This window comes from Pseudomonas sp. LB3P25, assembly GCF_054897985.1.
In genome coordinates, this window is the sequence record NZ_CM142711.1 from 6,317,771 (window position 1) to 6,330,966 (window position 13,196).

At 57.5% G+C, this 13,196-nt stretch carries 12 protein-coding genes and 1 pseudogene; 7 read left to right on the forward strand and 6 right to left on the reverse strand.

Features of this window, described 5'->3' with window-relative positions; genetic code table 11:
* Positions 1 to 14: 14 nt before the first annotated feature.
* On the forward strand, positions 15 to 719 hold the full coding sequence (locus ACYZTW_RS29110) for a FadR/GntR family transcriptional regulator (protein ID WP_347805737.1): 705 nt from the start codon (positions 15 to 17) through the stop codon (positions 717 to 719).
* A gap of 25 nt (positions 720 to 744) precedes the next feature.
* Positions 745 to 1,441: pseudogene (locus tag ACYZTW_RS29115) on the forward strand (GntR family transcriptional regulator).
* Positions 1,442 to 1,539: 98 nt separating this feature from the next.
* Here the strand turns inward: ACYZTW_RS29115 and yjiA are convergent.
* From yjiA to ACYZTW_RS29130, 3 genes are all read right to left on the reverse strand, one after another.
* Positions 1,540 to 2,511 (reverse strand): GTPase, encoded by a 972-nt coding sequence (gene yjiA, locus ACYZTW_RS29120; protein ID WP_462002792.1) that lies wholly within the window; start codon positions 2,509 to 2,511, stop codon positions 1,540 to 1,542.
* Positions 2,512 to 2,674: 163 nt separating this feature from the next.
* Entirely contained in the window at positions 2,675 to 2,872 is a 198-nt protein-coding gene (locus ACYZTW_RS29125; RefSeq protein ID WP_007895266.1) for a YbdD/YjiX family protein, read from the reverse strand.
* 14 nt (positions 2,873 to 2,886) lie between these two features.
* Entirely contained in the window at positions 2,887 to 4,953 is a 2,067-nt protein-coding gene (locus ACYZTW_RS29130) for a carbon starvation CstA family protein (RefSeq protein ID WP_462002793.1), read from the reverse strand.
* A gap of 159 nt (positions 4,954 to 5,112) precedes the next feature.
* Here ACYZTW_RS29130 and ACYZTW_RS29135 point away from each other — a divergent pair, with 159 nt between their 5' ends.
* Positions 5,113 to 5,481: a PilZ domain-containing protein gene (locus ACYZTW_RS29135; protein WP_462002794.1), complete on the forward strand. Its 369-nt coding sequence runs from the start codon at positions 5,113 to 5,115 to the stop codon at positions 5,479 to 5,481.
* A gap of 159 nt (positions 5,482 to 5,640) precedes the next feature.
* Here the strand turns inward: ACYZTW_RS29135 and radA are convergent, their stop codons facing one another.
* On the reverse strand, positions 5,641 to 7,008 hold the full coding sequence (gene radA, locus ACYZTW_RS29140) for a DNA repair protein RadA (protein WP_008149143.1): 1,368 nt from the start codon (positions 7,006 to 7,008) through the stop codon (positions 5,641 to 5,643).
* Between the two features lie 674 nt (positions 7,009 to 7,682).
* On the opposite strand from radA, the gene mscL reads away from it, so the two are divergent.
* Positions 7,683 to 8,108, forward strand: coding sequence for a large-conductance mechanosensitive channel protein MscL (mscL, locus tag ACYZTW_RS29145; protein WP_462002795.1), 426 nt, complete (start codon positions 7,683 to 7,685; stop codon positions 8,106 to 8,108).
* Between the two features lie 33 nt (positions 8,109 to 8,141).
* Here mscL and ACYZTW_RS29150 read toward each other — a convergent pair whose 3' ends face one another.
* Positions 8,142 to 8,918 (reverse strand): ferredoxin--NADP reductase, encoded by a 777-nt coding sequence (locus ACYZTW_RS29150; protein ID WP_462002796.1) that lies wholly within the window; start codon positions 8,916 to 8,918, stop codon positions 8,142 to 8,144.
* 342 nt (positions 8,919 to 9,260) lie between these two features.
* Between ACYZTW_RS29150 and ACYZTW_RS29155 the strand changes: the two genes are divergently transcribed.
* The 3 genes from ACYZTW_RS29155 to ACYZTW_RS29165 all read left to right on the forward strand — a co-directional run bounded on the left by ACYZTW_RS29155 (position 9,261) and on the right by ACYZTW_RS29165 (position 12,822).
* On the forward strand, positions 9,261 to 9,992 hold the full coding sequence (locus tag ACYZTW_RS29155) for a helix-turn-helix transcriptional regulator (protein ID WP_462005859.1): 732 nt from the start codon (positions 9,261 to 9,263) through the stop codon (positions 9,990 to 9,992).
* 177 nt (positions 9,993 to 10,169) lie between these two features.
* Positions 10,170 to 11,294: a methyltransferase gene (locus ACYZTW_RS29160; protein WP_462002797.1), complete on the forward strand. Its 1,125-nt coding sequence runs from the start codon at positions 10,170 to 10,172 to the stop codon at positions 11,292 to 11,294.
* A gap of 103 nt (positions 11,295 to 11,397) precedes the next feature.
* Positions 11,398 to 12,822, forward strand: a complete 1,425-nt coding sequence (locus ACYZTW_RS29165; protein WP_462002798.1) for an IS1182 family transposase — start codon at positions 11,398 to 11,400, stop codon at positions 12,820 to 12,822.
* 154 nt (positions 12,823 to 12,976) lie between these two features.
* Here ACYZTW_RS29165 and ACYZTW_RS29170 read toward each other — a convergent pair whose 3' ends face one another.
* Positions 12,977 to 13,147 (reverse strand): DUF2474 domain-containing protein, encoded by a 171-nt coding sequence (locus tag ACYZTW_RS29170; RefSeq protein ID WP_082555883.1) that lies wholly within the window; start codon positions 13,145 to 13,147, stop codon positions 12,977 to 12,979.
* Between the last annotated feature and the right edge of the window lie 49 nt (positions 13,148 to 13,196).

Below are 13,196 nucleotides of genomic sequence, written 5' to 3' on the forward strand. Positions count from 1 at the left end.
TCATGGAGCGAACAGTGATCACCACATCAACCGTCGTCAATTCAGTCGTAGAAAAACTTCGGGCCGCTTTGGCCCGTGGTCAGTGGCGCTCCGGCGAGATGTTGCCGGGGCAGCGTGAGTTGGCCGAACAACTGGGCATCAGCCGCCCTAGCCTGCGTGAAGCCGTCATCGTGCTGGAAACCCTCGGGCTGGTGCGTTCCATGCCGGGTAAAGGCGTGGTGGTGCTGGAGGCCAATCTCAGCGACAGCCAACGCCACGACAGCGCAGTCGCCGGTGCGAGCCTGGAAGACGTGCTGCAACTGCGCTACACCCTCGAGCCGTTCATTGTCGGCCTGGTGGCGCAGTCGATCAGCAGCAAGGAAGTCGGACAACTGCGCCTGACCCTGATGGACATGCGCGAAGCGCTGGAGGCCAACGACAGCGAAGCCGGCGTGAACGCCTACATCGCCTTCCACGAAGAGCTGTTCACGCTGACGTCAAACCCGATTTTCCAGAGTGTGGTGCAACAGACCAGCAACGCCCTCAAGCAAAGCGCCGACGTGCTGCGCAACTCCCCGGAGCATTTGGCTGAGCGCCTTGAGGAAAACGAGGCGGTGGTGCGGGCGATCCGCAGCAAAAACAGCGCCCAGGCCAGCGCCGAAATGCGTCGGCACATCCTTCGAGAAGGCCAGCGGATGGGCATCGAATTGAATATTCCGGACGACAACCTCGTCAGTTGAGTCCGCTTCGAACTGGAGACAGGCCATGAACAGCTTCGCCTCACCGCAAACACTTACTGCCCTGCCCTTCCCGCGAACGAACACCGGGAAGCCGTCGACGGATGATCTCTACTCACGGATATTCGATGCCATTCTCGAACAGCGCATCGTCCCCAGCAGTCGCTTCACCGAAGAAAGCCTGGGAGACATGTTCGGGGTGAGCCGCAGCAGCATCCGCCAGGTACTGACGCGCCTGTCTCATCAGCAGATCATCATCCTTCGCACTCATCATCGTCCCCGAGTCGCCGCACCGGATACGGAGCAAACTCGGCAGACGCTTCACGCCCGGCGACTGACCGAACTCACGCTGGTGCGGCTGGCCTGTCAGCAACCTCGTTCACAAGACCTGAAACGCTTGCGCGCGTTAATCGATAGCGAGCGCCAATGTACGGTGCGTGGTCCGGCTATACGGTTTTCATTTGCGCTTGGCGGAAATGGCGGGGAATGTACCGTTGGCGCATTTTCTCTGCAGTCTGGTGCCGCTGACTTCGTTGGCGATTGCGCAGTTTGATGCGCAGTTGGAGGACTATTGCGTGTGGCAGGTGCATCTGGCGATTCTGGAGGCTGTGGAGCGCAGGGATGTGGTGATGGCGGTGGCGTTGCTGAGTCGGCATCTGGATTATTTGGAAGAGACTTTGCTGAACGCGAGACCGACTCTTAGTCAAAATCGTGTTGCCGGTTAAATCGCCTTCGCGAGCAGGCTCGCTCCCACATTTGGAATGCATTCCCCTGTGGGAGCGAGCCTGCTCGCGAAAGCGTCAAAGCAGACGCCGACCATGCTTCAGCTTGCGGCCACCCGCGCAAACCCCTCTCGGATTTTCTCTTCTGGCAAATCATCGGCAATAAACACAATCACGCTTTCTCGCGCTTCGTCGTCCGCCCACTCCGTGTCCCAATCGAATCCGTATAACTTCAACACACCCTGAAACACCATACGCCGCGGCTCGCCAAGGATGTTCAACACGCCTTTGTAGCGCAGCAATTGCTTGCCATGGTCTTCCAGCAGTTCGTTCATGAACTCGCTGAGTTTGTCGATATCCAGTGGCTTGTCGGTGCGCAGCACCAGGCTGGAAATGCGGTCGATGGACGGCGCTTTGCTCACCGGGCGCAGGCTGACGCCACCGCCAAGGTCGGCATTGAGATTGAAACCGCGCACGTCGAGCAATTCGGCGAGGTCAATTTTGCCGTGCTCGACCACGCGGATCGGTGCGCGACGGTTGATCCGGGTCAGGCGCTCGCTCAGCGCGTTAAAGGTCGCCTCGTCCACCAGATCGCGCTTGCTCACCAGTAAGCGGTCGGCGAAACCGATCTGCGCCTGGGCGATGGTTTGGGTCAGGTGAGTGTCAGCGTGCGCCGCATCGACCAGGGTGATGATGCCGTCGAGGATGTACCGCTCGCGCAGCTCTTCATCGATGAAGAACGTTTGCGCCACCGGTGCCGGATCGGCCAGGCCGGTGCATTCGATCACCAGACGGTCGAAGGCGATTTCGCCGCTGTCCAGGCGCTCGAGCAGCAAGTACAAGGCTTTGGTCAGATCGGTGTGGATGGTGCAGCAGACGCAGCCGTTGGACAGCGTCATCACTTGCACGGGTTCGTCGCCCAACAGTTGGGTGTCGATACCGGCTTCGCTGAATTCGTTCTCGATCACGGCGATTTTCAGGCCGTGTTCGGCTTTGAGCAGGTAGCGCAACAGCGTGGTTTTGCCGGCGCCGAGAAAGCCGCTGAGGATGGTTACCGGGATGGGAGAGGACAAACTGGATCTCCTGTTTCACAAAATTAAAAAACAACACTAAACAACTGTGGGAGCGAGCCTGCTCGCGAAGGCGGTGTGTCAGTCGACATCGATGTCGAATGACAGATTGCCTTCGCGAGCAGGCTCGCTCCCACAGGTTTTTGCCATGACCTGACTCAGCAGATCAACAGCACTTCGGCCCACCCTTGCCACCGTAACGAGCCTCTTGGCGTTCCCGGAAGAACATCTCGTAGCTCATCACCGGTTTGTCCGGGTGTTTGGTTTGCATATGCTCGACGTAATTGTCGTAGTCGGGCATCCCGACCATCAGGCGCGCGGCCTGACCGAGGTATTTACCGAGGCGACTCAGGTCATTGAACATGCTGCAATCCTCGATTACGCATCCGGCAGAGCCTGGAATGGCGCTTCTTTATCCGTACGTTCTTTGCTGCCCCAGGCGGAAATACCGACCTTGAGCGCATAGAACAGGATACTGAATACCACGAACAGGAACAGCGCTGTCAGCGTTGCGTTGGTGTAGGCGTTGAAGATCACGTGCTGCATCTGGGTGATGTCCTTGGCCGGGGCGAGGATCTGACCGTTGGCCAGCGCATCGCTGTACTTCTTGGCCAGCGACAGGAAGCCGATCGCCGGGTTGGCGTCGAACAGCTTGATGAAGCCGGCGGTGGTGGTACAGATCAGCAACCACACGGCGGGCAGCATGGTCACCCAGACGTAGCGTTGGCGTTTCATCTTGATCAGCACAACGGTGCCGAGCATCAGCGCGATACCGGCCAGCATCTGGTTGGAGATACCGAACAGCGGCCACAAGGTGTTGATCCCACCCAGCGGATCGATCACGCCCTGGTACAGCAACCAACCCCACATTGCCACGCAACCGGCGGTTGCGATCAGGTTGGCGGTCCAGGATTCAGTCCGCCGCAGGGCCGGCACGAAGGAACCGAGCAGGTCCTGCAGCATGAAGCGTCCGGCACGGGTGCCGGCGTCGACGGCTGTCAGGATGAACAGCGCTTCGAACAGGATCGCGAAGTGGTACCAGAACGCCATGGTGTTTGCACCCGGCAGGACACTGTGCAGGATCTGCGCGATACCGACCGCCAGGGTCGGCGCACCGCCCGCACGGGCCAGGACGGTGGTTTCACCGATATCCTTGGCTACCGCTTGCAGGGCTTCCGGCGTAATCGCGAACCCCCAGCTGCTGACGGTTTGTGCCACCGCCACCACGTCACCGCCGACGATCGCCGCCGGGCTATTCATGGCGAAGTACACGCCTGGCTCGATCACCGATGCGGCAACCATGGCCATGATGGCCACGAAGGATTCCATCAACATGCCGCCGTAACCGATGTAACGGGCATGGCCTTCGTTAGCCAACAGTTTCGGTGTGGTCCCGGAAGCGATCAGCGCATGGAAACCGGACACCGCACCACAGGCGATGGTGATGAACAGGAACGGGAACAGACCGCCCTTCCACACCGGCCCGGTGCCATCGATGAACTGGGTCAGCGCCGGCATTTTCAGGTCGGGCATGGTGATCAGGATGCCGATTGCCAAGGCCACGATGGTGCCGATCTTCAGGAAGGTCGACAGGTAGTCCCGCGGCGCCAGAATCAGCCACACCGGCAATACTGCCGCGACGAAACCGTAGCCGATCAGCATCCAGGTAATCTGAATCCCGGTGAAGCTGAACGCCTTGGCCCAGACTGGATCAGCGGCAATCTGCCCGCCCAGCCAGATCGAACCGAGCAGCAACAGCACACCGACCACCGAGATTTCACCGATGCGACCCGGGCGGATGTAGCGCATGTAGATGCCCATGAACATCGCGATCGGGATGGTCGCCATCACCGTGAAAATCCCCCACGGGCTTTCGGCCAGCGCCTTGACCACGATCAGCGCCAGCACCGCGAGGATGATGATCATGATCAGGAAGCAGCCAAACAGCGCGATGGTGCCGGGGATACGGCCCATTTCTTCGCGGACCATGTCACCCAGGGAACGGCCGTTGCGGCGGGTGGACATGAACAGGACCATGAAGTCCTGAACGGCACCGGCCAGCACCACGCCGGCAATCAGCCACAGCGTGCCGGGCAGGTAACCCATCTGCGCCGCCAGGACCGGGCCGACCAGCGGACCCGCGCCAGCGATGGCTGCGAAGTGGTGGCCGAAGAGAATGTGTTTGTTGGTGGGGACGTAGTCCAGACCGTCATTGTTGATCACGGCGGGGGTGGCCCGTCGCGGGTCGAGTTGCATCACGTTGTTAGCGATGAACAGACTGTAGTAACGATACGCAACCAGATAGATGGCCACGGCGGCGACCACAATCCACAAGGCGTTGATCGCCTCGCCTCGGCGCAATGCCACTACGCCTAGGGCGCACGCTCCCAGGATTGCCAGCAGCAGCCAGGGTAAGTGGCGTAGCAGGCTATTATTATTTTTCATTTTATGATTCCAGCCAGGGTGGACAAGAAAGACAGCCATCCCGAGTTTAGCTCTCCTGACGGCAAAGGCCATACCCCAACATTGGTCTAGACGCCTGTCTTGGCTGGCAGGCTTTGACAATGCAGGTCTATAGTCAGCGGACATTCCGAGGATTACGCCATGAGCGAACACCCTGCCAATCGCCGCCGCTTCAAACGTATTGCGTTCGATGCCAAAACCGAGCTGAGCCAGGGGGAATTCATCTGGCCGGTGAAGTTGATCGACCTGTCGCTCAAGGGGCTGCTGATCGAAAAGCCCGAACCGTGGCTGGGTAATCGGGACTGGCATTTCCTGGTCGATATTCATCTCAACGAGGACGTCGAGATCAAGATGGATGTGATGTTGACCCACGATGACCATGGCCAGCTCGGTTTTGTCTGCAAACACATCAGTCTGGAATCGATTGAGCGCCTACGGCGATTGGTCGAACTCAACCTGGGTGATCCAGAGGAACTGGAGCGCGAATTGGGCGCCTTGATCGAAGTCTGACGGCCCAACACTATTCCAATGTGGGAGCGAGCCGGCTCCGGGCGGCGTTCCGACGAATGCGGTCTGACATTCAACATTTAAGTCGACTGGCATACCGCTTTCGTCGGAACGCCGCCCGGAGCCGGCTCGCTCCCACAGGGTTTGTGTCCTGTTTAACGGTTACTCGAACAAGGCATCCAACGCCTGTTCCAGACGCGTTACGGCAATAATCTGCAACCCCGGCGGCGCTTCCTTAGGCGCATTGCCCTTGGGCACGATGGCGCGCTTGAAGCCGTGTTTGGCGGCTTCTTTCAAACGTTCCTGGCCACTCGGCACCGGGCGTACTTCGCCGGAAAGCCCGACTTCGCCGAACACCAGCAGATCATGGGGCAGTGGCCGGTTGCGCAAACTGGACATGACCGCCGCCATCAGCGCCAGGTCGGAGGCTGTTTCCAGCACCTTCACCCCGCCAACCACATTGAGAAACACGTCCTGATCGTGGGTCGGAATGCCACCGTGACGGTGCAGCACCGCCAGCAACATCGCCAGTCGATTCTGATCCAGACCCAGCGTTACCCGACGTGGATTGGCCAAGTGGCTGTCGTCCACCAGCGCCTGGACTTCCACCAGCATCGGCCGCGTCCCTTCCCACGTCGCCATGACCACACTGCCCGGCACTTCCTCCTGCGCACGTGTGAGAAAAATCGCCGAAGGGTTGGAGACTTCTTTCAGCCCCTTGTCGGTCATACCAAACACGCCCAGTTCGTTGACGGCGCCGAACCGGTTCTTCACCGCCCGCAGCAAACGCAAACGCCCATCGGATTCGCCTTCGAAATACAGCACCGTGTCGACCATATGCTCCAGCACTCGCGGCCCCGCCAATGCACCTTCTTTCGTCACGTGACCGACCAGGAAAATGGCCGTGCCGCTCTGCTTGGCATAGCGCACCAGCAACGCTGCGCTTTCCCTGACCTGGGACACGCCGCCCGGTGCCGATTGCAGCTGCTCGGTGAAAATCGTCTGAATCGAGTCGATCACCATCACCTTGGGCTTTTCCTGCCGGGCCGTGGCGATGATGGTTTCGATGCAGGTTTCGGTCATCACCCGCAGTTGATCCTGAGGCAAGCCGAGACGGCGGGCGCGCATGGCCACTTGCTGCTGGGATTCTTCGCCGGTGACGTACAGCGCCGGCATGACTTTGGCGAGGTTGCACAAGGTTTGCAGCAGAATGGTCGATTTGCCGATGCCCGGATCACCGCCGATCAGCACCACCGAACCGTCTACCAGACCACCGCCCAGCACCCGATCGAGTTCACTGGAGGCTGTGGAAAAACGCGGGATCTCTTCGACACTGACTTCGGCCAGGGTCTTGATCTGTGCCTGCTGGCCGGTCCAGCCGGTGCGACCGCTGGGGGCTGCGGCACCGCCACTCTCCACCATGGTTTCAGTCAGGGTGTTCCAGGCCCCGCACTCACCGCACTGGCCAGCCCACTTGGGGAAGGTTGAGCCGCACTCGGTGCAGCCGTACATGCGCTTGGCCTTGGCCATCTGAACTCCCGGCAAAAACCGCGATGATAGCTCAGCTGGAGCGGATCAGTGCGCCGAAGTTACCCAGCGGATCTTCGATAGCAACTTGCTCGGAGCCGGGTATACATTCACCGTATTACTATTCATGAAAACCTGTACAACTTCTCGCTCCGACATATTCAGCCAAACACTGGTCTCGCACGACGAACAAAAAATCAAAACCTGTACAAACCTTCGCCATTTAAAACCTGAACGTACAATCAAACTTTTAAGCCAGCCTTATAATATGAACAACCAAGTTAGTGGCAGCACAATGGCAATATTGACATCGAACACAGGAAACTTGTTTGAGATTCGAGTCTTATACCCTACAAACCATTCACATAAAACTTCATATACCGCTCATTGCCCTTGCATCAACCCAGTGATGCTGCAGCCCCTACTATCTATGGTTTTATCCTGCGCCTCGCCTCCACTCAGCAGAGACGAGTGACCGACAGACAAAAGGTCCTGCGGGCGCGCTGAAGGCCCCAGTCCAAAGCGGCCACCCCGAGCAAGCGTGATGGCATTTTCAAACTTTTTACCGCTGAGAAGGCCGGGAGCAGGCAAGCTCTGTAAGCAGTTGTTTGGAGCAGGATGCATCTTGCTGAATTACACTGCGTTCACCAACCTCATCTGTAACAAGGAAATCACCTATGGGCGTGATAAGTGAGTTCAAGGCCTTCGCGGTCAAAGGTAATGTGGTCGACATGGCCGTCGGTATCATCATCGGCGCCGCCTTCGGCAAGATCGTTTCATCGTTTGTCGGCGACGTAGTGATGCCACCCATTGGCCTGCTGATTGGGGGCGTGGACTTCAGTGACCTGGCCATTACGCTCAAGACAGCCAACGGGGACATCCCGGCGGTAATGCTGGCGTACGGCAAATTCATCCAGAGCCTGATTGACTTCATCATCGTCGCCTTCGCGATCTTCATGGGCGTCAAAGCCATCAACCGCCTGAAACGTGAAGAGGCCGTTGCGCCAACGCTGCCGCCGGTTCCGACCAAGGAAGAAGAGCTGTTGGAAGAGATCCGCGATCTGCTCAAGGCTCAGAACAACCGGCCCTCAACAGGTCAGTAAAACAAGCAACGGCGCCCTTGAGGCGCCGTTTTTTTACCAGTAGTTTTCCACCGCCACTTGCCCGGGTCGTCGACTGAGGCTCAAGTGCATGTGGCGCTGTTTGAGCAATTTGCGCGTGTCATCGATCATCTGCGGGTTGCCGCAGAGCATGACCCTTGAGTGCTCGGCCGCCAGTGCCAGGCCTGCCGCCCGCTCCAGCTCGCCATTTTCGATCAGCGCAGTGATCCGGCTACTCAGCGCGCCATGATGCTGCTCGCGCGTGACGGTGGTGATGAACTGCAGCTTGTGCGCAAACTCCGCTAAATAGTCGCGCTGCGCCAACCCGCTGATGAGGTCCTGATAAGCCAGTTCCCGGGCTTCGCGCACACTGTAGACCAAGATGATTCGTTCGAATTTCTCCCAGACCTCGAAGTCCTGCAGGATCGACAGAAACGGCGCCAGGCCGGTGCCTGTGGATAACAACCAGAGATCACGGCCGTCGACAAAGCGATCGAGCGTCAGATAGCCAAAGGCCTGGCGTTCGACCAGCAGTGTATCGCCGACCCCCAACCGACTCAGCTCACTGGTGAACTCCCCCCCGGGCACCACAATGGAAAAGAACTCGAGGAATTCGTCATAGGGTGAAGACACCATGGAATAGGCGCGCCATACCGTGCTGCCATCAGCCTTCGTCACGCCCAACCGGGCGAATTGACCCGCGCGAAAACGAAAGCCCGGATCCCTGGTGGTGCGTAGAGTGAAGAGGTTCGGGGTCAACGGCTGGACGTCGAGCAGGGTCTGGCGAGTGAATTTTTCTGCGCTGGCGGTCATGGGTTGCTCCATTCAACAGATAGCCCTAGTGTCCCGCAAAGCCTGCGAATTAAACACCGACGATTTGTAATGCCTTTAACAGCGTTTTCAAAGGTACTAACCAGACAGGGAGTTTTTACACTTTTTTCACAAAATAGCCCCTTAAAACATGGCGAAAATATTCAGCTCGACATCAAATACTTTATGTCTGCGCCCTCTTTTTATTAGAACTAGAAACTTACTTTTTCATACGCCAGCAAAGCCAAAAAATCTCACACTGCACGTAAGAATCATCCTACACTCGATGCGTGCAGGATCTTGGATCCAATCTGCACCCCCGAGTGTTATACATGGAGACGCATGATGGAAAGGTGGATGGAGTCACAACTTAACCAACTGTCGCGCACAACGGAGGTTGATACCGCGTATCGCATTGCCCTGGGTTTCGCGAAAAATATCGGGTTCAAATTTTTCGCTTTTTCAACAACTTATCAAACGAAAAACGATCAGTTCAGTACTATCCAACTCAATAACTACCCCACTGACTGGAACAGTGAATATGAACGACAGAAGTTTAGCGCAATAGACCCGGTAGTAGCTCATTGCAATCACTCGACGTTGCCTGTGCTCTGGAGTGAAGAGCTTTTTTGCAAGGTTCCATCGTTGTGGGAAGCGCTTGAAATGCAAGGTCTGCAGCACGGCTGGTCACAATCGGTGCATAACGAGGACGGTGGTGTTTGCAGCATTCTGAGCCTGGCCAGAAGCCATTGCCCGATAACGGCCTTTGAGCTGTATGAAAATCTCGGTTTTTCAGTGTTCATCGGGCGCCATCTGCATGCGTTGATCGCGCAGACGCTGCCCAGGAAATCGGCGAAACCACCCGTGCCCCATTTGTCCCCCCGCGAAATCGATGTATTGAAACTGGCGGCTGATGGCAAGACGGCGTATGAGAGTGCCAGAATCCTCAACCTCAGCGCACGCACGGTCAATTTCCATGTGCAAAGCGCCATTCTGAAGCTCGGGGTCAATAACAAGATTTCCGCAGTCATCGCCGCAGCCAAGGACGGTTTTCTCAATAGCAACGTGATGCGTTGACCCAAAAAACCTGCAAGTAATCCAAAAGAAAAAAACGTACCATTTGCGGTCCTTCTTGAGTGTTGACGTGTGAACCTTCACGACGCAGTGCACTCGGACGGTCTCGCCCGCTACAACGCCCTTGGGCCGCGGGAAACCAGTTGATGACCCCCCGTTGATTACCCAGAGCCCCGCCTCATGCCCTTGCTCGAAACACCCTTCGCCCGACTCGACCTGATCCGCCAGCCCGAACAGCAGAACGAACCGCTGCAGGCGTTTGATGCCGCAGACGAATACCTGCTCAACCATCTGGCTGACCAACAGCCCTCGGCCAACACTCGGGTTTTGGTGCTCAACGACAGCTTTGGCGCATTGGCCGCCAGCCTTGCGGGCAAGGTTCACGTGACCAGCAGCGGCGACTCGTTTCTGGCCTTTCAGGGGCTGGAAAAGAATCTGATCCGTAATGGCCAGGCGTTTGATGCGGTGCCGAGCGTACCGGCCAGCGAAGCCTTTTCAGGCCCCTTTGACCGGGTACTGATCCGGGTACCGAAAACCCTCGCCTTGCTGGAAGAACAATTGATTCGTTTGCAGGGCCAACTGACGCCGGGGGCTCAGGTGATTGCTGCGGCGATGATCAAGCATTTGCCCCGAGCCGCGGGCGATCTGCTGGAACGCTACATCGGCCCGGTGCAAGCCTCGTTGGCGGTGAAGAAGGCTCGGCTATTGATCGCGACCGCTGAGGTCAAAGCACCCGTCGTGTCCCCCTACCCGACCCGTTATCGACTCGACACACCTGAGATCGAACTGCTGAATCACGCCAATGTGTTCTGCCGCGAAGGGCTGGATATCGGCACTCGAGCGTTTTTGCCGCACCTGCCAAAGAACCTCGGCTCAGCACGGGTTGCCGACCTGGGATGTGGCAACGGGGTTTTGGCCATCGCCAGCGCCCTGCAAAACCCCGAGGCCCACTACACGCTCGTGGACGAGTCGTTCATGGCCGTGCAATCGGCAGCCGAAAACTGGCGCGCGGCGCTGGGTGACCGGGAAGTGGTTGTACGTGCCGGTGATGGTTTAGCGGGTCAGGAACCTCAGTCGCTGGACGTCGTACTGTGCAACCCACCGTTTCACCAACAACAAGTCGTCGGCGACTTCCTGGCCTGGCGCATGTTCCAGCAGGCCCGAGAGGCTCTGGTAGTGGGTGGCGCGTTGTACATCGTCGGCAATCGTCATCTGGGGTATCACAGCAAGCTCGCGCGGTTGTTCCGCGGTGTCGAGCAAGTGGCGGCCACACCCAAGTTCGTGATCCTTAAAGCCCGCAAATAACGGGCAAAAAAAACCCTCCGTCACAGACTGTGTGAAAACCTAGCAATCTGCGCGGAGCTCAAAGAAAATGCTCCGTATCGAAAGATACGGAGCATTTTTCGTTATGGCCTACATCCAAGGACAGTCCCGCAGCCAGACCAGCCTGTTCCCGGTCTCGCTGGAAGAGTTGATTCCCGAGGATCACCTCGTCCGTGTGATCGACACCTACGTCGCTAAGCTTGATCTTGTGCGCTTGGGTTTTGATAAAGCCTTATCAAAAGGTACGGGGCGCCCCTCTTACGATCCCTCCGATCAGCTCAAGCTGTTCCTCTATGGCTATTTCCAGCGGATTCGCTCATCACGGCGTCTCGAAGCCGAGTGCCAGCGCAACATCGAAGTGATGTGGTTGATCAACCGGCTCAAACCCGACTTCAAGACCATTGCCGACTTTCGCAAGAACAACAAAGCTGCCTTTATCGCGACCTGTCGTGCCTTCGTCCAGTTTTGCCGCACGGTGGGTCTCATCGCCGGCGAGCTGGTGGCCATCGATGGCAGCAAGTTTCAGGCGGTTGCTTCCTCGCGGCGTCATATGAATTTGAAGCGGCTCAAGCACCAGGAGCAGAAGCTGGATAAACGCATCGCTCAGTATTTGGCCGAGTTGGATGAGGCGGATAAAAACGAAGCCAATGAGGTGGTTGATCGCAGTGCGGTCAAGACGGCTTTGGCGCAACTTGAACTCAGGCACTCCAATAACCTGACGTGCCAGGCACTGATGAAATCAATGGAGCTTGAGCAATTCAATACCCACGAAAGCGATGCCCGAATGATGCGAACGCACAAAGGGCCGCGGGTTGCGTACAACGTGCAAACCGCCGTGGACGCTGAGCATTGCCTGATTCTGCATCATGAAGTCACTCAGGACAGTGATGATCGCAAGCAACTTGAGCCGATGGCCAAGGCCGCCAAGGAACAACTGCAGCAAGATGAACTGACGGTCACTGCCGATGCGGGCTACTCGAATGGCAAGCAGTTCCAGGCTTGTGAGGATGAGAGCATCACGGTTTATGTACCGCCGAATCGGTCAAGTAACTCCTGCGGTAAGGAGCAGGCGTTCTTCGATCGAACAGTGTTTACCTACGATGCAGCGCAGGATCGATATCAATGTCCTGCCGGCAAATGGCTGACACTCAAGCAGATCAGTAAGGGGGATCGCATCTATCAGGCGGCGGTTAGCGACTGCGCCGCCTGTCCGCTGAAAGCGCAATGTACTGAGGCCCAGCGCCGCTATGTCACACGCCATGCTCATGAAGAGGCTTTCGAACGAATGGAGCAGCGAATGCTGGCGCATCCAGAAATGATGACCGCTCGAAGATCCATCGTTGAGCATCCGTTCGGCAACCTTAAGCAGTGGTTGTTTGGCAATGCTCGCTTCCTGCTGCGACAGCTTGAGGGTACAAGAGCCGAAATGGCCTTGGCAGTGAACGCCTACAACCTGAAACGAGCAATTAACGTGCTCGGCGCGCGCCAACTGATGGCGTTGATGGGCTGAAAAGCCTTTTTCGCCTGCTGTCTGCACAAAAGCAAACGCCCCGAACAAGTCGGGGCGTTTGCTTGGAACCACCATCAGTGCGTTTTCACACAGCCTGGTCAGGAGGGTTGTAAATCCGTGCCGCAAGGCAACGGGATGGGATCAGGTGCAAAAATCAGTGGGTCGTCAGGCCCGCGGCATTCATGAACATGCGCATCAGGCTGGCCACGATGAACAGCGCCACAACGCTGCCGGTCCAGATCATCGCCAGCCAGCCGAGGCGCTGCCAGAGCGGCTTTTTCTCTGCTGCTTCGATTTCCTGCAAGGAATGTTTACCCGCCTTCATCGCAATCTCCTCTGAAGAAATGGCGCAGGTCTCAGCCCCTGCGCCACTG